Source organism: Meiothermus cerbereus DSM 11376 (assembly GCF_000620065.1).
Taxonomy (GTDB): domain Bacteria; phylum Deinococcota; class Deinococci; order Deinococcales; family Thermaceae; genus Meiothermus; species Meiothermus cerbereus.
Genome location: NZ_JHVI01000008.1, coordinates 1 through 20,586, shown reverse-complemented (window position 1 = coordinate 20,586; position 20,586 = coordinate 1). Strand labels below are relative to the sequence as shown.

Genomic DNA, 20,586 nt, shown 5'->3' with positions numbered 1-20,586 from the left:
AGGGGGTGTTATCTTTGTTGAAGTGCCCTATACTTTTGGGCAGCTTTAGGAGGCAAAGTTGAATATCGGTATCCTTGCCCTTGGCACCTACGCCCCCGCGCGCGTGATGACCAACCACGATTTCGAAAAGATCCTGGACACATCCGACGAGTGGATTGTCAGCCGCACCGGCATCCGCGAGCGGCGCCTGGCCGCCGAGGGGGAGTTCACTTCGCACCTGGCCTTTAAAGCGGTAGAAGACCTGATTCGCCGCCACGGCCAAGGTGCCCTGGACGGCGTAGATCTGGTGATTGTGGCCACAAATACCCCCGATGCCCTCTTTCCTGCCACGGCAGCGTTGGTACAGAACCGCTTCGGTCTGAAAGCCGGCGCCTACGACCTGCTGGCAGGCTGCCCCGGGTGGGGGTATGCCATCGCACAGGCGCACGCCATGGTGCACAGTGGCCTGGCCCGCAAGGTGCTGACCATTGGCTCCGAGACCCTATCTAAAATCCTCGACTACACCGACCGTTCAACCGCGGTGCTGTTTGGTGATGGGGCTGGGGCGGCAGTAATCGGGCCGGTACCGGAGGGTTATGGCTTCAAGTCGTTTGTGCTGGGGGCTGACGGCTCTGGCGGTAAGGAGCTCATGCTGCGCTGCATCGCCGACAGGCTGCCCGATGGCAGCCCCATGAGCCAGCATGCCTACATGAACGGGCGGGAGGTCTTCAAGTTTGCGGTGCGGGTTATGAACACCGCGACCCTCGAGGCCATCGAAAAAGCGGGCCTCAAGCCCGAAGACATCAAGTACCTGATTCCCCACCAGGCCAACGCCCGTATCATTGAGGCCGCCCGTGAGCGTTTGCAACTGCCCCCCGAACAGGTTTGGGTCAACGTAGACCGTTATGGCAACACCTCCACAGCCTCCATGCCCATCGCCCTGCAGGAAGCCCTGGACGCAGGGAAAATCCACAACGGCGACCATATCCTCTTTGTTACTTTTGGCGCTGGGCTCACCTGGGCAGCCAGCGTGATGACCTGGTGGCAGCCAGATTAAGACAGCAAGCAGCCAGGCACGAACAGACGCATCTAAGAACCCCGTCTGAAGCTTTCGGTGCAGGTCAGGTCAAAATCAAACGCCAGGGCTTCAGGTGGGAACCCCAGCAAGCAAAACCAATCGAGAAGATTGCTTATGATAAGCAAAACCCTGTGATACTGGAGGCGACTGGATGATTGCAGCTTTGTTCCCCGGACAGGGGTCGCAAGAAATTGGCATGGGCAAGGCGCTGTACGAAGGCTCGAGGGCTGCTCGCGAGGCCCTCGAGCAGGCCGAGGCCACCCTGCCGGGCCTGCTCCAGCTAATGTGGGAAGGCCCCGAAGAAGAGCTCAAGCTCACCGCCAATCAGCAGCCGGCTCTGCTGGCTGTGGGCTATGCGGCCTTCCAGGCCTATTTGGAAGCGGGTGGGCCGCTCCCCAGCTTTGCAGCAGGGCACAGCCTGGGCGAGTGGACGGCCCATGTGGCCGCCGAAACCCTCCGCTTAGAGGACGGCCTGCGTCTGGTACGCAAACGCGGCCTGTACATGCAGGAAGCCGTGCCGGTGGGGGCAGGGGCCATGGCCGCCGTCCTGAAGGTTCCGGCCCAGACCATCCAGGAGCTCATCGCCGGCATTGCCGGGGTCGAAGTAGCCAACTACAACTCCCCCGAACAGACGGTCATCTCTGGTACCGCTGCGGGGGTGGCCCAGGCCACCGAGGTGTTGAAAAGCCACAAAGCCCGGGTAATTCCATTGGCGGTTTCGGCCCCCTTTCATTCCTCGCTGATGCAACCAGCACGGGAGCGGTTGCGCGCCGACCTCGCCCAGGTTGAGCTGCACCCCCCCCGTTTTCCGGTATACTCCAACGTGCTGGCCCAGCCCGAAGCCCGCCCTTCCATGATCCGGGAGTTGCTGCTGGAGCAGATTACCCATGCGGTGCGCTGGGTGGAGATTTTGCAGCACCTGAAGGAAAAAGGCGTAAAGACCTACCTCGAGTTTGGCTCGGGGCGGGTACTGACCGGCCTGGTGGGGCGAACACTGGAGGGGGTCGAGGCCCGCGCCCTTACCAACCCCCAGGAGATTGCCGAGAGCCTGGGTAGGGTGGCGCAGGGCTAAAGTCTGGAGGTAGCATGCGGAAAGCACTGGTAACGGGTTCTTCGAGGGGAATTGGCAGGGCCATCGCGCTGGAGCTGGCCCGGCGGGGCTATGCGCTGGCTGTACATTATGCCGGTAACCAGGCGGCCGCTGAGGCAACCGCCGCTGAGGCCCAGGCCCTGGGCGCAAGCCAGGTGGTGGTTCTGGGGGCCGATCTGAGTAGCCCACAGGCCGCCCAACAGCTAGTGGCCGATGCCAGCAGAGCCCTAGGGGGGCTCGAGGTTCTGGTCAACAACGCTGGCGTCACCCGCGATACCCTTTTGATTCGAATGAAGGACGACGACTGGGATACGGTGATTGCCACTAACCTGAGCGCCATCTTCCACACCACCCGCGAGGCTATCAAAATCATGATGCGGGCCAAGTGGGGCCGTGTCATCAACATTAGCAGCGTGGTGGGCATTCTGGGTAACCCCGGTCAGGCCAACTACGTGGCTGCCAAGGCAGGCCTGATTGGCTTTACCAAATCGGTTGCTAAAGAGTACGCCACCCGCGGCATCACCGTAAATGCGGTGGCGCCAGGGTTTATCGAGTCGGACATGACCGCCAAACTGCCCGAGAACATAGTGGCCGAGTACCTCAAACAGATTCCAGCGGGGCGCCTGGGCAAACCCGAGGAGGTCGCCAAGGTGGTAGCTTTTCTGGCCTCCGACGACGCGGCCTACATCAACGGGCAAACCCTATGCGTGGATGGGGGCATGACCCCACACTGAATCAAGCGGGTTTTGATGTGGTAGAATCCCGCACGGTAGAGCAAACCCTATGGAGGTTAAAATATGGCAATCCTGGACGATGTAAGAGAAGTAATCGTAGACAAACTGGGCGTTGATGCCGACAAAGTAGTACCCGAAGCCCGCTTTATCGAAGACCTGGGCGCCGACAGCCTCGATACCGTAGAGCTGATCATGGGCCTGGAGGACAAGTTTGGCCTGGAAATCTCGGATGAAGAGGCAGAAAAGATTCGCACCGTGCAGGATGCCATCAACTTCATCCAGAGCAAGCAAGCCTGAAACTGCTCTTTTGCGCCAGCCTGGTAATCGCAAAGCACCCGCCCCCGCGGGTGCTTTTTTGTCCTACTCTTCACATTTGTAAAGAGCGCTCTAAAAGCGCTTGGCTGCTTCTACCACATTGACATTGGCAGCCTGCGGGCCTTTACCGTTCTTACCCGGCTCGATTTCGAAGGTAACCACATCACCTTCATTCAGGGTGCGAAAGCCACGGGACTGGATGGCGCTGTAGTGTACAAATACGTCCGGCTCCCCTTCTTCACGCTGAATAAAGCCATAGCCCTTCTCTGCATTGAACCACTTCACTTTGCCTTTTTGCATACTGCTCCTTATCACGGGCAACCCCTGCAACAGAACGTAACCCGGCCCAGGACCAAGGCGCTGAACTACCCAAACATCATCTGACCACCGCCAGCCATGGTAAAAACCAGCCATAGCCAAACCGTGGACGAAACAGCATGGGCCACCTCAGAAAACTCCCAGACGCCTCAAGATAGCATCATCAGGCGATTCGTGTCTAGCTTATGAGTGTTTTTCCGAAAGAACATTGCAATTCCCTTTAGGAGAAGTGCTGTTTCAGGCTTATTTTTCTACCAATCCTGGTGGCAAAATAGCTCCCACAATAAAAAAACACCCTCCGAAAACGGCGGGTGTTTACCTATAGATCGGCACTCCCAACCCCAGCCTATGGGGTTGTTAAAGCCCCGCCAAAAACCTGCTCGCTAGGGCTGCCAGAGCGGCACGGTGGTGGGGTCAATGCCCCATGCCTTGGCCAGGTAGGTCTGGGAAAGCTTTTTGAGGGTACCGTCCTTTTCCAGCGCTTCCAAAATCTTGTCTACCTGGGCCCGGTTGGGGTTACCCTTAGAAAAAAGCGCCCCGTAGTTCTCACCGGTTCTGAACTGGCCCACCACAGCCAAAGCCCCACCCGACTTGGCCGCTTCCGAGAGCACGATGGAGGTATCTATGATGAAAGCATCTATCTGTCCGGCCCGAAGGGCAGTGAAGCCAGATGCGACATCGGGGAAGACCCGGGTCAGGTTCTGGGGATGCTTGAGGGTATCGCTCAGGAACTTGGCGGCCGTGGTGGCCTGTTGGATGCCCAGACGCGCCGTCTTGAGGCTGGCTGGCGAGTTATATTTGGCCTTATCGGCAGCACGCACCAGCACGCCGATATCCGAGGAGAAATAGGGCCTCGAGAAGTCCACCACCTTTTTGCGGGCCTCGGTGATGGTGATTTGCGAGAGGGCAAAGTCGAAGTTGCGGGTCTGGCCGGCGATCAGGGCATCCCAGGCCACATTCTGCACCACCACTTTGTCCAGCCCGGCGCGGTGGGCAATGTTGGCCGCCAGGCAGTACTCGAAGCCGTCTTTGATGGTGGCGGGGCTGTCACCGTTCCAGAAACCCGGCCCCGGCAGGTTGGTCTGCACCGTGAGCTGGCCCGCTATGGCCGGGCGGATGGGAAACTGGCCTTTAGGGCCGGTTACCTCACAGTTGCCAATTTTGCTCTGGGCCATCCCTAGCGAGGCCAGCACCACCAAACCCAAAATCCAAATTCTTTTCATGGGAACCTCCTTACGGTTGCATCTGAACGTTGTCCTCAACATTACTGAACCCCAAGGAGGGTGTCAACGGCGGACGTCTTTTGGCATCACCAACCTTTGCACTTTTCTCATTTGCTATGCAGGACAAAGCAATCCAGTTGCGAACGGCTCAATAATCGTGAAGAGCGCTCTAAAGCGAGAGTAGGTACCGCAGGCCTTCGTCTACCTGGGACATGACCCCAGGCGGTACCGGGCCCACGTAGCCCTCGAGGTTGTTCTTATCGAGGGTATATAGCTGCGAGACGTTGATGACCGAGTCGCGCTCCAGGCCTGAGTCGCTCGAGGCCAGAAAGACATTTCCTGGGGCCTGACGCAAGGCCAGGTTGGAGGTGATGACCACCACGATGGTGGTGGCCAGGCAGCTTTGGTTGGCGGTGTTCCGCTGGACTACCAGCACCGGACGGCACAAACCTGGCCTCGAGCCCTTCGGCTCGCCCAGGTCGGCCCACCAGATCTGGCCTCGCCGAAGCTCTACCACTCGCTGGCCTCGAGGCGGCGCTTGATAGCCTGCTGCAGGACCGGGTCGAGCTGGCTGCCCACCTTCTCGTAAACGCGGTTGAAGGCTTCAATCTCGGCCTATTCGCCGTGTGCGCGCAAGAAGTGCTCGAGGGTTCTGGCATACAGTTCGCTGCGCGAAATGCGCAGGCGCTTGGCCAGCTTCTCGGCCTCCTGGAAGGTCTTGTCCGCCAGCGAAATGGCCGTCTTCATGGGATATAGCTTGGTTATACCCCATACTCAAGCGCCCGCAGTGATTACAGACTTTCCTGCGGCATCGGCTACAATAGGTAGGCTGTGCAGGAACGGATTCGCAATTTTTCCATCATCGCGCACGTAGACCACGGTAAGTCTACGCTGGCCGACCGCATTCTCCAGATGACCAAAGCGGTCTCGGAGCGACAGATGCGCGAGCAGTTTTTGGATTCACTGGAGCTCGAGCGCGAGCGCGGCATTACCATCAAGGCCAGCGCGGTGCGGCTTTTTTACCAGAGCAAAGCCGGAGAAACCTACATCTTCAACCTGATCGATACCCCCGGCCACGTGGACTTTGGCTACGAGGTGAGCCGGGCCCTGGCGGCGGTGGAGGGGGTCTTGCTGGTGGTAGACGCCTCGCAGGGGGTAGAGGCCCAGACCATCGCCAACTTTTACCTGGCCATGGAGCACGAGCACACCATCATCCCGGTGATTAACAAGATCGACCTGCCCGGTGCCCAGCCCCTCGAGGTGGCCCTGGAAGTGGAGGAGGTACTGGGCATTCCTGCCGATGAGTGCGTGTTCGCCTCCGGCAAGACCGGGCAGGGGGTAGACGAGATCCTCGAGGCCATCGTGGCCCGCATCCCAGCCCCCAAGGGCCGCCCCGAAAACCCCACCCAGGCCCTCATCTTCGATTCGATATTCGATGCCTACCAGGGGGTAATCCCCTATGTGCGGGTGATGGACGGCAGCATCAAGCCCGGCGACACCATCCGCATCTGGTCTACCGGCAAGGAGTTTGAAGTGGACAAGGTGGGGGTCTTCCGACCGGGTCTCTTGGAACCCGTAACCCAGCTCGGCCCCGGCGAGGTGGGCTGGATTACCGCCTCCATCCGCGAAATCGGCGACGCCCAGGTAGGCGACACCATCACCTCGGCCAAAAACCCCTGCCAGGCTCCCTATCCGGGCTTCCAACCCGCCAAGCCGGTGGTGTTTGCTGGCCTCTACCCTACCGACACCCAGGACTATAACCGGCTGCGCGAGGCCCTGGAAAAACTCAAGCTCAACGACGCCGCGCTTTCCTTTGAACCGGAAACCTCAGAGGCTTTGGGATTCGGTTTCCGCTGCGGCTTCCTGGGGCTGTTGCACGCCGAGATTGTGCAGGAGCGGCTCGAGCGCGAGTTCGACCTCGACCTGATCTCCACCGCCCCCAGCGTGATTTACCGGGTTAAGCTCACCAGCGGCTCGGAAATCGAGATTCATAACCCCTCTGAGTTACCCAACCCCGACAAAATCGAGGCCATCTACGAGCCCTACGTCAAGCTCACCGTCTATACCCCCGAGGAATACGTGGGTTCCATCATGCAGCTCTTGCAGGAAAAGCGCGGCAAGATGGGCAACATGCACTACATCGGCAAGCGCGTGGAACTGGTGTACGAGGTGCCCTTCGGCGAGATCCTCTACGACTTCCACGACCGCCTAAAGTCCATCAGCCGGGGCTATGCCTCCATGGACTACGAGCAAATTGGCTATCAGGAAGGCGAGCTGGTCAAGGTGAGCATCCTGGTCAACGAAGAGCCGGTAGATGCGCTGGCCTTCATCGCCCACAAGGACAAAGCCTATAGCATTGGACGCGAAATTGTGGACAAGCTGGCCGAAGTCATTCCCCGACAGCAGTTCGCAGTGCCCATCCAGGCCGCCATAGGGGGCAAGATTATCGCTCGAGCCACCGTCAAGGCCCTGCGTAAAGACGTGCTGGCCAAGTGCTACGGGGGCGACATCACCCGCAAGAAAAAGCTCTTAGAAAAACAAAAAGAGGGCAAAAAGCGCATGAAAGCCATCGGCAAGGTGGACGTGCCACAAGAGGCTTTCCTGGCGGTGTTGTCGGCCGGGCGCGACTAGTTCGGGCTTATTTCGGTGAGCCGCTGGGGCAGGTTGCGGGGGGCCACCTCGAAGCGCAAGGGATTGGCGGGCACGCGGGAGTCGCGCCCACCCTGCCTTATTTCGCCTTGCAGCGAAAAACGCACCCGCCCTGCGCTATGTTCAGCCCGAAGGGGCAGCGGGGGGGCGCTGGGACAGGGGATCAGGGTAGCCAGGCCTCCCTCGTCGAAACCCAGACAGTCGGGGTAGCTGACCACAAAGCCACCCGGCTGCACATAGTCGGCCAGCAGGTTACCGCTGCTGCCTGGAATGGTGGTGGGAATGGTAGCCGGTAGCCCGTTGGGCAGGCGGTTGCTGCCCACCGCCAGGTTGCGCTCGTAGATGTACAGCAGCCACTTGTCGTTGTTGGCAGGGTCGGGGCCAGGGTTCTCGGCGCCACTAGCCCGCGACACCACCCAGCCCCGGTTGAGGGGGTAGATCATCACAAACTTCACCACCTCCACTCCCCCTTCCATCCGGGGGGGCTGGAGCAGGGCAATGGCGGGATCCTGGCCAATCTGCCAGGTGTTCGTGCCATTCCGTGGATTTCGCACGGTATAGCCGCCTGCGCTGCCAATGGTAAGGGTTGTGCCAGGGGGGTAAATAAACGCGGCGGTGGAGAGGTAGTCGCTCACCAGATTGCCCGCGTTGCGCAGGTCTTCGGTAAGAATCTGGGAGTTTTGCACGAAGCGCAGGCTGTCGCTGCTGCTGCGAAGACCGGCGGCAATCAGACCCAGGATCGCCACCCCAATGACGGCTGCAATCAGCATTTCGATGAGGGTGATGCCAGCTCTACGCATAAGGCCTCTACTGGGGCGGAAGGGCCACCTCGGTGGCAAAACGGTAGGGTCGGTTCTGGGGGCCGGTGAAGCGCAGGGTAACCCGGCGCAAGACCACCTGGGTTCCGATGCGCTGGATGTTTTCCACCGCAACGGTGGGGCTGCTAAAGCCGCTGGGGGGCGTTACCGATGGGAGTACTGCCGCATTGTAGGTGGCTCTGGTGGACCAGCTGGCCCGCAGGTTGTCGAAGTAGCTGCGGGCGTAGGCCTGGGCCTGGGTGTCGATCTGGGCGTTGCGGGTAAGGGAAAAGCTCGAGCCAAAGTAGGTCAGTATGAGAATCGCCAGGGAGAGGATGGCCAGCGCCACCATCACCTCTACAAAGGAGAATCCACTACGGCGCACGCACCACCACCTTGCCGGTGCTGCCCACGATATGCACGTTGAGCACCCGGCCGCCCGGCCCCTGCAACGCGAAGGTACGGTTGGCTGCATTGACGATGCCATACGGAGCCAGGAAGGTTATGCTGCCCCCACCCGCAGGCACGCTTTGAAAGACCACGCCTCGAGGCAGCGACTTGTCGGCCAGAGAGGCCAGATCACTGGTGCGGCCTGCTTTGTAGGTACTGCTGCTGGCAGTGGCCTGAAAGGTAAAGTTGACCGACTGCCGCCGGGCTTGCTGGCGAATGTTCAGGAGTTCGGTTGCGACTTGTGTAGCCGCCTCGCGGATGGCCAGGCTCTCTTGGTAGGAGCGCAGCGAAACAAAACCCACCCCCAGCAGAATGCCCAGCACTGCAAGCACGATCAGAAGCTCCAGCAGGCTGATGCCCTTTGGCAAAGGTCTGTTCACTGGCCCACCACTTCCCATATACCCCTTCTAAGCTGGGCCTGCTGCCCACCCGGAAGCCGCGGGCGCAGGCGGTTGTCGTGGTAGATGGTCAGGCCCGGTGCGCTGCCTCCAGGCCCCGGCACCAAGATGCCGGTATCGGCAGCCACCAGGGCCCCGCGCAGATCCCAACGCCCGTTGAGCTTGGGGTATTTGCGCTGCGCAATGCCAAAGATGGCGTTGGCTGAGTAGAGCAGCCCGTCGGTACGTAGGGCATCCGTACCTCGAGCGTTCATCGAACTGGCCCAGAGGTTTTTGAGGACGGCGTTGTTGAAGGTACTGGAAGTTACCTCGTAGCGGGCAGCGCGGGCCAGGATGCTGCCGACCTGGTTCGCCGTTAGGGTGGTGGCACTCAACTCCCTATCCCCCTGACAAAAGGAGACCTTAGCCCCTGCCGCAATGGTGCTGTAGTCCTGGTATGGTTGCGGCTGGTGGCTACAGCCCGGGGAGAAATAGACCACGTCCTCGCCAAAGGTGTAGAAGCGCGGTCGGTAAGTGTTATCACTCAGGTAGCGCCGAAGCTCCCGGCGGTTGAAGTTGGTGATCTCGGTGAGGGGCAGGTTGGGCCTTGGGCGCAGGGCGCAGGCGGTATTGCTGGGGTTTGCTCGGCAGAAGCTGATGGGGGGTTGGTTGTAGTTGGTGCTGAGCATGTCCTCGGGGGTGAGGCTTTCGATGTCACTCTGAATGGTCATATAGTCGCCCACCACAATATTCCCACCCGCAATCAGGTGGAGCTGGGGCAGGCGGCTGGGGTTGCTGTAGTCACAGGCGGCCAGGGTACCCTCGGTACCGCAGTCATAGGTCAGGTCGCCCATCACGTAGAGGTTGTTACGGGCCAGGATGGTTCCATTACCACGAACACGGCCCCGAATCACCACATCCCCATTGATGAAAACCGTACCCCTCAGGCTGATGGGCACAACCGAACCGTCCAGGATCACATTGCTCGGGTTCTGGCCCAGATCGGCCGAGGTCTGGGTCTGCAACGAACCACCGCCAGGCCAGGCAATGCTACCCAAAGGGTTGATGCGCATGGCAGCCGTGATAGAGCCCGCACTGTAGCTCTCGTTGGTTCCGGCCAGGCTCGAGCTCACCTCGGCGTTCCACTCGGCATCGTCAATGAGGCGGTTGTTGTTGGTGTCTGGGATGGGCAAAGGGAAGCTATCCGGCAGTTCACCATCGGGGAAACGGTTGCCAAAAGCCGAGAGGTTGTTGCTATCGGGGTAGTTGTAGTACAGGTTCTGCGGGGTAGTGCAGTTGCTGGGAATCGAGCAGTCGGCGGGGGTGGCACTGATCGGATCCGTGGAGCGTATGCGGGTATCGCCGGGGTTCATGGTGGTGCGGTAGCGGTTGGAGGGGCCAATGGTGCCGCTGTACTGCTGGCTAACGGTACCCCGGGCTACCAGCGAGCCGTGCACCACACCCGCTTCTTCGTCGTCGCGCATGATCAGGCTTTCCAGCACCCCCACCTTGGCCCGCCGCCACCAGGTGCTGGGATCGCTGGTGGGCGGGCCGCGCAAGGCATCCATACTTTTCACATCTAGATGGCAGAAGATGCACTCGGCATTGTTGGTCAGCAGGGCATAGTCGAACGGGAAGAAAGCCCGCTCCACCCGGAAAACCTGCCGCAGGCGCCGGGTGGTTCCATCGGCCAGGGTGCCGGTGGAGGTGAGGGTGAGCACGATGGCATCGGGGTCGGTACTGGTATCGTCCTGGCGCGAGACCCGTACCACAAAGCTGGAGCCATCTCCCAGGCTTTGCGGCTCGCCAAACAGGCTGGCAATGGTGGCGCCGTTGGTCAGACCCATGCGGTTTAGTTCAATGGCATAAGCGGTTACGCTGGGAGAGGCCGCACTGGCCAGCACCTGGTGCCACAGCCGGGCTACGGCCCGCTCGAGGCCTGCCTCGGCGGCGAACTGGGCCTGCGAGGTGCGCAGGGCATCCTGGGCATTGCGACGGTTGGAGAGCGAGGTAAGCGTGGCAATACTAACCAGAATAATGACGATGAACATAAATACCAGGGTGGATACCAACGCAATTCCCCTCTTATTTGACATGAAATGCCCCCCACTAACAGACCTACTCGAGTGATGTGAAGTAGGCTTGTATTATAGCCCCTAATCGAAGGACAGGACATACCCTAAATACCCTAAACGCTCCGGTGGCCAGCTGGCTTTCCGTCCGCTTTCCCCCACCGCTAGAAAAGGTCTGGAGCAAATGCGGCCCTATGCACTTAACAAGCCCAGGCTTCGGGCCCGCTCGAGGGCCTCGACGCGGTTGCGGGCCTCGAGCTTCTCATATATCCGCACCAGGTGATCCTTGACCGTCTCGGGCGAGATGCGTAGGCGGCGGGCAATTTCTTTGGTGGAGAGCCCCTGGGCCATCCACTGCAACACCTCCTGCTCGCGGGTGGTGAGCTTGGGCAACTCAGGGGCGCGCAGGCGGGGCTCCAGTCCCTGGCTAAGCCGGCGCAGGCGCTCCGCCAGGGCCTCGGGGGGCAGTTCTTTCGACCAGTAGGCATCGGCCCCGGCAAGGGCGGCCTGCTGCAGCAAAACCGGCTCGTTGAAGGTGGTCAAAAGGGTAATCAGGCCCCTGTAGCGCTGCTCTCGCAACAGTCGCGCTGCGGTAATGCCGTCCATATGAGGCATCCGCACATCCAGCACCACCCCATCCGGCAACAGTTGCAGGCACAGCTTCAGGGCCTCCTGGCCGTCGCTGGCCTCCCCCACTATCTCAAATCCTTCGCGCTCGAGGGCAGCCCGCAGGCCCATACGAAACAGGGGGTGGTCGTCGGCGATAAGGAGGTGCATCTTCTATACAACTATAGCCCTCTTATTCCTTCCTAAGAGGCCGGACCAGTGCTAGTAAACCTGTTCACGCTGACCAAAGCTCAGGGGAGTCGCCACACTGACCTGCACCACACCCGTAGTCGGGAAGTAGGGCGGCGCCCGGTCTTGCATCCGGGGGTCGTAGGTAAACTGGCGGGCATAGCCCTGTGTCATCTGGCCAGTAGAGCTGTTAAACAACCCAAAAGCACCATAGGCGTATTGAATAATTCCGCCTTGCAGCCGGATGGAACCCCGCGGTTGGATGGTGTTGAAATTTTGAACCGAGACTTCCCCCCTCGAGGTCATCAGGACCCCATGAACGGTTAAATCTTGCAGGGAACTGTTGGTGCCATCCCCCAACAGAATATCGCCATCCTGGCTATAAACCCCCAAGATGTTGTCTGCCGAGAGGTTATTGCAGGTAGGGCGGGAAACAGTGCTGCCCGTTCGCGTTGGAGTACCGCTACATGCCGGATTCTGGTACTTCAGGTCGCCGCGGATCTGGATGTTCCGCCCAGTGCCTGCGTTGGCCACAGTCAGTTGAGAGAAAGAGGTCAGAGCTGGAGGAGCAGTGTTGGGGTTGCTGCTGTCGGTTCGGGATGGTCCGGTGAGGTTGTCTATACTCCCTTCTGCAAAAATCATCCCGTTAAAGCCGACCCGCTCCACCACCCCCGGCCAGCTTCCGTTGTGGCGGTAGAGGATGCCATCTGCAGCATAACGGTACAGAATGCGATCGCTGCCCGTGCAGGCCGATGTGCGGCATACCTCAATGTACTGATGGGTCGAGGTTGCAGGGGTACAAACCCCAGCGCTGTTGCAACTCGGGCGTACCCCAGCAGCATCACCCGCGTAGAGGGTCAGACGGGTCACGTTGAAGTTAAGGTAAAGCCCTCCCGAAGTCGCAGCGTTGCGCTGGTCTTGGGCATTGGGCGGCATGGGGATAAACGACTCCTGCCAGTTAACCTTAGGCGTGCCATCGAATACGGGGGCATGGGTATTGCCCCCGCTGGTCCAGCTCGGGGCGTTGGGGTTTGCCATCTGGGAAGGGGAAAGGAAGGTGGTGTTACTCCCCGAGCCAAAAAAGGCTCCAGGGCTTATAGAACCACTGCAACTGCTTACACCAGCGTTGGTACAGCCCGCGCTGGTGACATAGCCCCCAAACCAGGGGTTAAAGGAAAACCGAAAACGCTCGTTGGTATGTACCGGCCCGTCAAACAAAGTTTGGCCGGTAAACCAGACCCCGGTATTGGAGCGGGTGCGGTGCTGGTTGGTAAACAGCGCGTAGCGGGCAAAGCTACCATTGGTCAGCAAAAAGCGATACTCGCCCTGAATCAAGACGTTGCGCTGATAGGGCGTGCCGGGCGAGGCGGTAACAACCATCACATAGGGCAGCGCATACCCTTGCACCTGGCGGGTAAGAGGGGTCGAAGGGTTGTTGTCGTTGTCTACCACATATCCCGTTGGCAGTCGAGCAGCGGAAGGAAAGGCCTGGCCGCAAGCGGCTGCGGTGGTGAAAAAGATACGTACCTGCACAGTGGCACCCGAACCATCTGGAGCAAAGTTTCGGCTGCAAATCAGGGTATTCACACTGGTCTGCAAGCTCGAGGCCAACAAGGCCAAACGGGTAGCAACCGTAGAAGGAATGGGCTGGGTGCTGTTGCCCCCGTAGTACCAGACATCGCTGGTGCTAATCCCTCCCATGCTGGGATTGGCCGAACGAACGATACTCTCCAGACTCGCCCTCACCTCGTTGGATAGAAGCGCCGAGGCCGCCACCGCCCCACCTCGAGCCAGGTTAACCGCTTGGGCCATCGCGGTGTTGTCGCGGCTGGTACGAAGGTCATTCATGGTACGGCTAAAGATTAAGCCGCTGATCACGCTCAGTAGCAGAATTACCGTCAGAGCCACCACAATCGCAATGCCCTGGGGGCGTTTCATGGGTTGCATAGGTTCACCGCCTTAACTTGGTAATAGAGGGTGTTGATCATATCTACCTGGCCTGTGTAGGTTCGTTCAACATTACGCCCGCGCAAGGGCACCTGAACACCCAGGGTGAACTGCACCCGACGCAAGGCGAACTCGGCTCCCCCGCTGGTAAAGTAGGGCCGAACCTGCCCGCTTACCAAATAGCCACTGGGGTTGCGTTCTTCGCTCACCGCACCGTTTGCACGACGCTGATACACATAGTCAATGCGGAAGTTGCTGACATCAAAGGCCACATCGGTACTGGCCGCATCACCTTGCTCACGATAAACCAGCTTCCGGTTGCTCGCGTCGTAGCCGTAGCCCATCAGGTTAACCACAGAGGCCAGGGTTTGTGAGGTTGCACTCACCGGCAGCACGGCGCAGGTGGTGGTTATGGTGTAGGTATTTAAACCACTGGATACAGGCAATCCGGTGGTTCGGGTTAGTACAGTGTTACCGTTGCCATCTACTACCACCAGTCGGCTACCCACTGGAACCTCGCTGCTAAGGGTAGTCGAATTGCTTGTTATGGTAAGCGTGTTACCGGCCACCGCAGTGACGGTATAGCCCGCACCCCCTGCAACCTGGGCAAAGGAGATGGCGGTGGTGTTGGAGTTGAACGGGGAGTGGGTGATGATGGCAAAAGCGGCCGTACGCAAATCCTGGCTTAGCACTTCAAGCACCCGCCGGGCTTTGTTTTGAGCTGCACTGATCGCCTCGTTGGACTGGTTGAGCTGTAATCCCTGAATGCTGGTGTTAAAAGCCATGCTCATCACAACAATCAGCACTGCCAGCGCCAGCAGCAACTCGATCAGGGTAAACGCTTGGGGACGCAAGGCAACCTCCTAGTTGATGTTGGTAACTATCTCGCTACCGGCCAGGGCGGGCGATGGGCCGATAATGCTCTGTCGCACGCACCTTTCGCCCTCTGGGCTTTGCCAGCAAACCTCGATGCGGTACTGGCTAACCTGCCAGCCGCTACCTGCCCAGGATGGAACCCCCTGGTTAGCGACGCTGGCCCGGTAGAGCGCAATGTTGCCGAACTGCTGTTCAGACGTAAGGCTAGGGAAACCGGTGCTGGAGCTGTTTAGTTGACCATAACCCCAGCTTAGGCTGTTGCCCACTGTGGGCAAAGCGCGGTCATCGGCCTCGAGGATCTGCCGCCCCAAAAAGATGCCAATTTGGTTGGCCTGGACGCGGCCACCCGTAATGCTGGTCTGGCGCATGTTGCCTACCAGCAGAGTCGTGAACAGGCCCAGCACAATAGCCAAAGCACCCGTCGCCACGATTACTTCTACAAAAGTCAGGCCCTGGTTTCTCATTGCCGCCTCACCTCTCCTATGAGTGTTGCTGTCAGGGTAACGCTTTGCCCATTGACCGAGATGGTAAACTGGCGATTCGCCGGAAATGAGCTCGAAAAAATAACCTTGCCCGGAGAGGTAAAAGTTGCCAGTGTACCTTCGCCCAAACTGCAGGAGACCCCGGAAGGCAAGGTCACGCTGCGCAGGACGCTTGCGTCATTCTGGGATTGAACCCGAAGGGTGTTGCCACTTCGCACCAGAAGAAAATTAGTACCTCCTCGACTCGCCGCCGCTGTAGCTCCCTGCCAAAAAAGCTGGCGAATCTGGTCAACTGTTGCGGCTGCCTGTTGGCGTTGACCCAGATTACGTAGCTGCGCTATACCAATACCTGCAGCTACTCCCAGAACCGCCATCACCACTATGAGCTCCAACAGGGTAAAACCCATGGGCTTTCTTATTTGCCAAACACCAGGCTGCGAGAATCTGGTCATAGTGCCTCGAGTTTGAGCTGGCCCAGCCTGTCGTTGCACCCCCATTTGGGGGCTTCGGCGTTACGTTAATAAGTTGTTAATACGCAGTCTCAGATTGCGGTTAGTGGATGTTGATGCGCACCAGTGCGGGTTTTACGCTTCTCTTCAAGACCACTTTGCTTTTGGTCAAAAATCACAATCCTGCCCTGTTGAGAGCAATCGTCCACAAATACAAGCGTTCTTTCTGCAACCTGCGGGTTCTACCACCCAACAGACTCTGTACAAAGTAAACCGATTTACAGAGTATTCGCAGGAAAGCTAGGACTTCATGACACCCGAATGCGGAGCCGGGTTCCCTGCCCTGGCAAAGCCAGGTTTTCTAGCTGCCCCCCGTGCACCTCGGCTACCCGCCGGGCCACATACAGGCCCAGCCCGGCGCTGCCAGCCCGCACCCCCCGCAGACGCTGGCTGCGAAAAGGCTGGGTAAGGGCTTCCAAGCTGTCGGGCAGGCCCGGCCCGTCGTCCTCGACCTCGAGCCAGCCATCCCCCGCCCGCAGCACCACCCAGCTCTTTGCATGGCGCAGGGCGTTTTCGGTCAGGTTGGCCAGGGCCCGCTCCAGCAAGAGCCGCTCGGCCCGAACCTGTCCGGCCCCTTCAATCTCAAGGCGCAGGCCACGCTTTTGGGCCTGCTGGGCGTAGCGCAGGCGAAAGTCCTCCAGAATCGAGCGCAGGTTGAGGTTTTCGGGCTGGATGCGCTGGGCCTCGAGGCGGCTGGCCGTGAGCAGGTTTTCCACCAGCAGATAGCTCCGGTTCAATTCATCCCGCAAGTTACGCAACATCTCCTTGCGCTTTTCCGGCCCAATTTTGTCGGCTTCTTCCAGGTATTCCAGCGCCCGTAGACTGGCCAGCAGGGGGGTTTTGAGGTCGTGGGTCAGGGCAGCATAGGTGGCCTCTCGTGCCTCCAGCAGCTCCCGCAGGTAATCGAGCAGCTCCTCGAAGCCCTCACGAAGCTGCTCTATCTCGGCAGGCGGGCGTTGTTTGGGCGAGGGCAGGGAAAGCTCAGCCAGGGTACGGCCCGCTCCCCGCAGGTAGTAGAGGCTACGGGTGAGTTCGTCCATAGGCCTTAGGAGGGTGCTGGCCAGGATGTAACCCACGCCAGCGGCAATTAGGGCCAGCACCAGCACCCAGACCAGCAAGAAGAGCGAGGTTTCCAACGACTGCCCGCGGGCCGAGGCCCAAAAGGTCAGCACAATCACCAGGTTGGGTATAAAAGCCAATAAACCAATCACCCAGGCCAGTTGATGCTTGAGCGGCATAGTCTCAGTCTACGCTTGCCCCAACAGGGCTAGGCTTTCTGGCAACCACCAGAACAACCCCCAGGCAGGGCCTGGGGGTCTGGTGAGCGCATCGGTCTAACGCCGTTCGTAAGACATAATCTTAAAGGAGGCGATAATGGTGTCTTCGGGGATTTGAGCCGCTACCGGGAGGTTCCCCATGGTTGGAATGTAGGTCACGTTGGCCTTCTGGCCGGCATTGCACTGGTTACCGCCCGCACTGGTGGTGCAGAACTCATTGGCCACCACAGTACCCAGGGTGTGCTGTCCTCTTTGGGTGCGGAAGCGGTTGCCAGCATAAAAGATGCCCATGGCGTTGTTGGTGAGCTGTTCTATGTTGTTCTGCGCCAGCAGACCCAACACCTGATCAGGGAAGGTGGCCGAGCTGGCATCGGGCAGAAGGTCGCCGCTCAGGGTAATGCTGCCCCCCTCCACAAATATCGAGGCGTTGCGCTCGGTGGGGTCGGTAAAGTCGAACGCGCGGTAGTTTACCGCATTGCTAAATCTCACGTTAATGCCACTGGTATGTAAAGTTCCATAAATTTCCAGCGTACCCGGGTTGCCACCCGTATAGCGGAAACCGCCGGTCTTGCCGTTCAGGGTATAGCGGCAGTCCACGCTGGTACTGCCAAAACGCAGTTCACCGCTACTGAGCAGGTTACCCAACACGCATGACAGCGGGCTGGTTGGAATTGCGCCCACAGGGAAAAGAACTGCTGTACTGGTTATGCGAAGCCCTCGAGCCGCCGCCTCGTCGCGCACGCAGGCGGCCCAGGTCTTGCTGGGGTCGGTGGTGCAGCGGGTGGTGTTGAACTCGGGAAATTTGGGGGCCAGGGCAGGGGGAAGGTCGAAGGCCCCCCGGTCGTCGGTGCAGATACCCCGGTTGGCAGCGCATACACCAGAGGTATTGCCGTAAATATCGTCGGCAGCATCTCCTACATAAGCACCCAGGAGCTTGTTGGTGGGTTTGCCAAAGCTCGCGCTACCCCCCACCTCCACCCGGCCATACTGCACCCGCAGGGTTGCACAGAGGTTGGAAAGGCTGCGCATGTCGCTGTTGAGTCGGCTACCCGGCACAGTATCGGAGCTATAGCTATATTCGTTGAGCATTTCAAAATCGCCGCGGGAATCAATCACAACCCGGTTGGGGTCGCTGCTCTGGCCCTGCACATAAAGGCCACCCCGAATCGTGGCACCCCCGTTGAGGTGCCGGTTGGCAGCCCCAGCTCCGCTAAAGATGGCGTAGTTCCAGGGGCCGGTGTTGGAGAGGTCGAAGGTAGCCTGGACTATGGCCTGGGAGCCATTGAAGCGGCCTACCGAGCGCACCAGCATGAAGCGTGGGCGGGTGGGGTCCTGGGCTACCGTGATGGTGTAGGTGCCGGTGCTGGCACCCATAGGAACGGTTCCGGTACGGGTGGTGGGCAGGGTCTCGTTGCTTTCGATGGTTCCGTTACGGTTCCAGTCCACCCCGCCCGCCAGCACGTTGCCGCACTCACTGCGGCCGGGGATACGGCTTCTATTGGCATTACTAACAGTCTGGTAAAGCTGCCAGCGGTAGGCCTGGAACAGGCGGGTTTTCCACTCCTGCAGGCCAGTTTCAGCCACATAGTAGGCTTCGGTCGCACCGCGCTCGTTGCGGGCACTCCACTGGCTGAGCATGGTGGTCACCGAGGTAGCAAAAGCCAGCAGCGCAACTGCTACCAGGATGGCCAGCGTGACGACCAGGGCAATTCCTTGGGGTTGTCTCATCACAGCACCTCGTCGGTTTTCAGGTTGCGGATCGGTACGCGCTGGGCAATGGTGTAGGTGTAGGTACCCTGAGGCGAGGCTGCCGTAACGGTAACCAGTGCAGCCCGCACAAAACGTTCGGTGAGGTTGACCACCCTAACACAATCGCTGGGCCGCCCCACTTCGGTAGCTGCCGCATCCCCGCAGACATAGCTAATGTTGAGCTGGGTGATATTGGCAGCAAACTCGCGGTAGCTGCTGGCCGGAATGGCCCCAGTCGGATCCTGACTACTGCACGGCACATCCGCCCGCAAAAGGGTGGTTCCGCTGAAGGCATAGCCCACAGCGCGGCATTCCTGACCGTTGGGATAAAGGCTGGTGTGGTAACGGGTGATAAAGGTATCGCGCTCGCTGTGATCGTCACCGGTCAGGCAGGGGGTTCCGGGTGCACAAGAAACCCAGTTGGCCTCATCAAAGCGCACCTCGTTGCCCCGGATGAAGCGGCTCGAGCCCGCCAAAATCAAGTCCTGGCTTACCATCTGCAGCACCAGACGGGCCCGGTCTTGCACCTCGTTGCGCTCCTGCACGATGCGGGTATCCTGCGATTGGCTGGCCAGGAAACGGGTCGCGATGGTCAGCACCCCAGTAAAAATGACCAGCACCACCAGTAGCTCGAGGATTGTAAAACCTTGGGTTCGCATAGCAGGCTCCTAGTTGGGACGGGGGCAGGGCTCGAGGCTACGTGACCCAATAGCAGCGGTGCGTGAAGCAAAGCTGTCGTAGCACGAAACCTTGGTCGTCAGATTGACCACAATGCCCTGGCTGGCTGCGGAGGACTGAATCAGGATTTGCCCTTCGCCGTCCAGGCCTTCGTCGATACCGCTGTTGATGATAAAGCCGGTTCCAAAACAGCCGGTTTCGCTCCCGGTAGGGCAGCCATTGTAGTAGCGGGTAAAGTTGGCCAGTACAACCCCCACCTGGTTTTCCAGAATTTGCGTGGCGGTGTCCTTCACCTGGCTCACCACCCCCGCTCGAGCCGTAACACGGTAGTTGGTAGCTTGCGAGAACACCAGCACCCCAAAGGCCACCCCCATCACGGCCAGGGCAATCAGCAACTCTACTAAGGTAACGCCTCGGTTCTGCATGGTTGCTCCTATGGACAGGACGTGCGAATCTGGGCACGACCCTGTTGGTTGATGTTGACAAAGCGGCTATATGAGCCGATGGAAAGCTGCACGCTGCGGCTGGTGGCAAGCTGGTAGACCCCCCGCGCGTCGAAAACCACCTCGGCGCTGCTGGCGGCGGCTGCGTCAGCGTTAGTGCACTGCCGCAAGCTGCCCTGCACCCGGCCCCACTCACCGGCCCCAAACTGGGTACGGCTGATGACGGGGTCGCTGCTGTCCAGGCCGTTTTGGTCGGCGTCTGCAACTATTTCGTAACGGTTGGCGCCAGGCCTGAAATCGAAGCGAATCCCCACCGGCACGTTGCGCCGAAGGGCCTCAAGGCGGGCCCGGGTTACGTCGGCGCTCAAAATCTGGGCGGCCTGGTTAACCCGCATCCGGTCGGAGCTAAACCACCCACCCCCCAGGGCAATCAAGTACCAAATCTATGTAGATAATAACTCATGCCAAGCAAAGCCATAGCCCTACACGCCCACCTGAGCCTGGAAGAACTCGAACAGCGCTACCGTAGCTGCAAGGATGCCAAGGAGAAGACCCGCTGGCAGGTGATCTGGTTGTACGCCCAGCAGACCCGGGAGAACCGCCCCAGCACCCGGGCAGTGAGCCAGGCCACCGGGTTTAGCCAGAACTGGGTCTACAAGCTCATCCGGCGCTACAACGCCGAGGGACCCCAGGGGCTCATCGATAAGCACCGCTACAACCCAGGAGGGGATAAGCGGGCCTTGCTGAA

24 protein-coding genes are annotated in these 20,586 nt (G+C 59.7%); 6 read left to right on the top strand and 18 right to left on the bottom strand.

From position 1 onward, the window contains the following. Positions 1-58: 58 nt before the first annotated feature. The 4 genes from Q355_RS0103015 (at position 59) to acpP (ending at position 3,178) form a co-directional block, all read left to right on the top strand. Positions 59-1,036, top strand: coding sequence for a beta-ketoacyl-ACP synthase III (locus tag Q355_RS0103015; protein WP_027876429.1), 978 nt, complete (start codon positions 59-61; stop codon positions 1,034-1,036). Between the two features lie 172 nt (positions 1,037-1,208). Then, positions 1,209-2,129 carry an ACP S-malonyltransferase gene (fabD, locus tag Q355_RS0103010; protein WP_027876428.1) on the top strand — a complete coding sequence of 307 codons (921 nt, stop codon included), beginning with the start codon at positions 1,209-1,211 and terminating at the stop codon, positions 2,127-2,129. A gap of 14 nt (positions 2,130-2,143) precedes the next feature. Next, positions 2,144-2,881 carry a 3-oxoacyl-[acyl-carrier-protein] reductase gene (fabG, locus tag Q355_RS0103005; protein WP_027876427.1) on the top strand — a complete coding sequence of 246 codons (738 nt, stop codon included), beginning with the start codon at positions 2,144-2,146 and terminating at the stop codon, positions 2,879-2,881. 63 nt (positions 2,882-2,944) lie between these two features. Further along, positions 2,945-3,178 carry an acyl carrier protein gene (gene acpP / locus Q355_RS0103000; protein ID WP_027876426.1) on the top strand — a complete coding sequence of 78 codons (234 nt, stop codon included), beginning with the start codon at positions 2,945-2,947 and terminating at the stop codon, positions 3,176-3,178. 90 nt (positions 3,179-3,268) lie between these two features. On the opposite strand, the gene Q355_RS0102995 is transcribed toward acpP, so the two are convergent. The 4 genes from Q355_RS0102995 to Q355_RS17205 all read right to left on the bottom strand — a co-directional run bounded on the left by Q355_RS0102995 (position 3,269) and on the right by Q355_RS17205 (position 5,484). Continuing rightward, a complete protein-coding gene (locus tag Q355_RS0102995) occupies positions 3,269-3,496 on the bottom strand; it encodes a cold-shock protein (protein WP_027876425.1) in 228 nt (75 codons plus the stop codon). 401 nt (positions 3,497-3,897) lie between these two features. Continuing rightward, entirely contained in the window at positions 3,898-4,737 is an 840-nt protein-coding gene (locus Q355_RS0102990; RefSeq protein ID WP_027876424.1) for an ABC transporter substrate-binding protein, read from the bottom strand. 169 nt (positions 4,738-4,906) lie between these two features. Continuing rightward, positions 4,907-5,254: a type II toxin-antitoxin system PemK/MazF family toxin gene (locus Q355_RS0102985; protein ID WP_027876423.1), complete on the bottom strand. Its 348-nt coding sequence runs from the start codon at positions 5,252-5,254 to the stop codon at positions 4,907-4,909. Between the two features lie 98 nt (positions 5,255-5,352). Further along, positions 5,353-5,484, bottom strand: coding sequence for a hypothetical protein (locus Q355_RS17205; RefSeq protein WP_281171991.1), 132 nt, complete (start codon positions 5,482-5,484; stop codon positions 5,353-5,355). Positions 5,485-5,568: 84 nt separating this feature from the next. On the opposite strand from Q355_RS17205, the gene lepA reads away from it, so the two are divergent. Then, positions 5,569-7,368, top strand: a complete 1,800-nt coding sequence (lepA, locus tag Q355_RS0102975; protein WP_027876422.1) for a translation elongation factor 4 — start codon at positions 5,569-5,571, stop codon at positions 7,366-7,368. Here lepA and Q355_RS0102970 read toward each other — a convergent pair. The 14 genes from Q355_RS0102970 to Q355_RS15290 form a co-directional block, all read right to left on the bottom strand. Then, positions 7,365-8,186 carry a PilW family protein gene (locus tag Q355_RS0102970; RefSeq protein WP_027876421.1) on the bottom strand — a complete coding sequence of 274 codons (822 nt, stop codon included), beginning with the start codon at positions 8,184-8,186 and terminating at the stop codon, positions 7,365-7,367. The two genes, lepA and Q355_RS0102970, sit on opposite strands and share 4 nt — an antisense overlap. Before the next feature lie 7 nt (positions 8,187-8,193). Further along, positions 8,194-8,568: a type IV pilus modification PilV family protein gene (locus tag Q355_RS0102965; RefSeq protein ID WP_027876420.1), complete on the bottom strand. Its 375-nt coding sequence runs from the start codon at positions 8,566-8,568 to the stop codon at positions 8,194-8,196. Then, positions 8,558-9,013: a pilus assembly FimT family protein gene (locus tag Q355_RS0102960; RefSeq protein ID WP_027876419.1), complete on the bottom strand. Its 456-nt coding sequence runs from the start codon at positions 9,011-9,013 to the stop codon at positions 8,558-8,560. The genes Q355_RS0102965 and Q355_RS0102960 overlap by 11 nt, the downstream gene beginning before the upstream one ends. Next, positions 9,010-11,061: a pilus assembly PilX N-terminal domain-containing protein gene (locus Q355_RS0102955; RefSeq protein ID WP_245597468.1), complete on the bottom strand. Its 2,052-nt coding sequence runs from the start codon at positions 11,059-11,061 to the stop codon at positions 9,010-9,012. Before Q355_RS0102955 ends, Q355_RS0102960 begins: the two co-directional genes overlap by 4 nt. Before the next feature lie 213 nt (positions 11,062-11,274). After that, the gene (locus tag Q355_RS0102950; RefSeq protein ID WP_027876417.1) at positions 11,275-11,859 is read right to left on the bottom strand and encodes a response regulator transcription factor; all 585 of its coding nucleotides are present in this window, start codon (positions 11,857-11,859) and stop codon (positions 11,275-11,277) included. 51 nt (positions 11,860-11,910) lie between these two features. After that, entirely contained in the window at positions 11,911-13,824 is a 1,914-nt protein-coding gene (locus Q355_RS0102945) for a DUF4900 domain-containing protein (protein ID WP_051529280.1), read from the bottom strand. Next, complete coding sequence (locus tag Q355_RS0102940; RefSeq protein ID WP_156941856.1) at positions 13,812-14,678, bottom strand: prepilin-type N-terminal cleavage/methylation domain-containing protein; 867 nt, start codon at positions 14,676-14,678, stop codon at positions 13,812-13,814. Before Q355_RS0102940 ends, Q355_RS0102945 begins: the two co-directional genes overlap by 13 nt. A gap of 9 nt (positions 14,679-14,687) precedes the next feature. After that, positions 14,688-15,164: a type IV pilus modification PilV family protein gene (locus Q355_RS0102935; protein WP_027876414.1), complete on the bottom strand. Its 477-nt coding sequence runs from the start codon at positions 15,162-15,164 to the stop codon at positions 14,688-14,690. Next, a complete protein-coding gene (locus tag Q355_RS16345; protein ID WP_027876413.1) occupies positions 15,161-15,634 on the bottom strand; it encodes a type II secretion system protein in 474 nt (157 codons plus the stop codon). Before Q355_RS16345 ends, Q355_RS0102935 begins: the two co-directional genes overlap by 4 nt. A 305-nt stretch (positions 15,635-15,939) precedes the next feature. Continuing rightward, positions 15,940-16,929 (bottom strand): sensor histidine kinase, encoded by a 990-nt coding sequence (locus Q355_RS0102925; protein ID WP_027876412.1) that lies wholly within the window; start codon positions 16,927-16,929, stop codon positions 15,940-15,942. A gap of 96 nt (positions 16,930-17,025) precedes the next feature. Then, positions 17,026-18,696: a pilus assembly PilX family protein gene (locus tag Q355_RS0102920; RefSeq protein ID WP_027876411.1), complete on the bottom strand. Its 1,671-nt coding sequence runs from the start codon at positions 18,694-18,696 to the stop codon at positions 17,026-17,028. Then, positions 18,696-19,376: a prepilin-type N-terminal cleavage/methylation domain-containing protein gene (locus Q355_RS0102915; RefSeq protein WP_027876410.1), complete on the bottom strand. Its 681-nt coding sequence runs from the start codon at positions 19,374-19,376 to the stop codon at positions 18,696-18,698. Before Q355_RS0102915 ends, Q355_RS0102920 begins: the two co-directional genes overlap by 1 nt. Positions 19,377-19,385: 9 nt before the next feature. Continuing rightward, positions 19,386-19,820, bottom strand: a complete 435-nt coding sequence (locus Q355_RS0102910) for a type II secretion system protein (protein ID WP_027876409.1) — start codon at positions 19,818-19,820, stop codon at positions 19,386-19,388. A gap of 8 nt (positions 19,821-19,828) precedes the next feature. After that, positions 19,829-20,272: a GspH/FimT family pseudopilin gene (locus Q355_RS15290; protein ID WP_245597467.1), complete on the bottom strand. Its 444-nt coding sequence runs from the start codon at positions 20,270-20,272 to the stop codon at positions 19,829-19,831. Positions 20,273-20,299: 27 nt separating this feature from the next. Here Q355_RS15290 and Q355_RS16965 point away from each other — a divergent pair. Next, a partial coding sequence (locus tag Q355_RS16965; protein WP_027876408.1) for a helix-turn-helix domain-containing protein occupies positions 20,300-20,586 on the top strand: 287 nt, incomplete at its 3' end.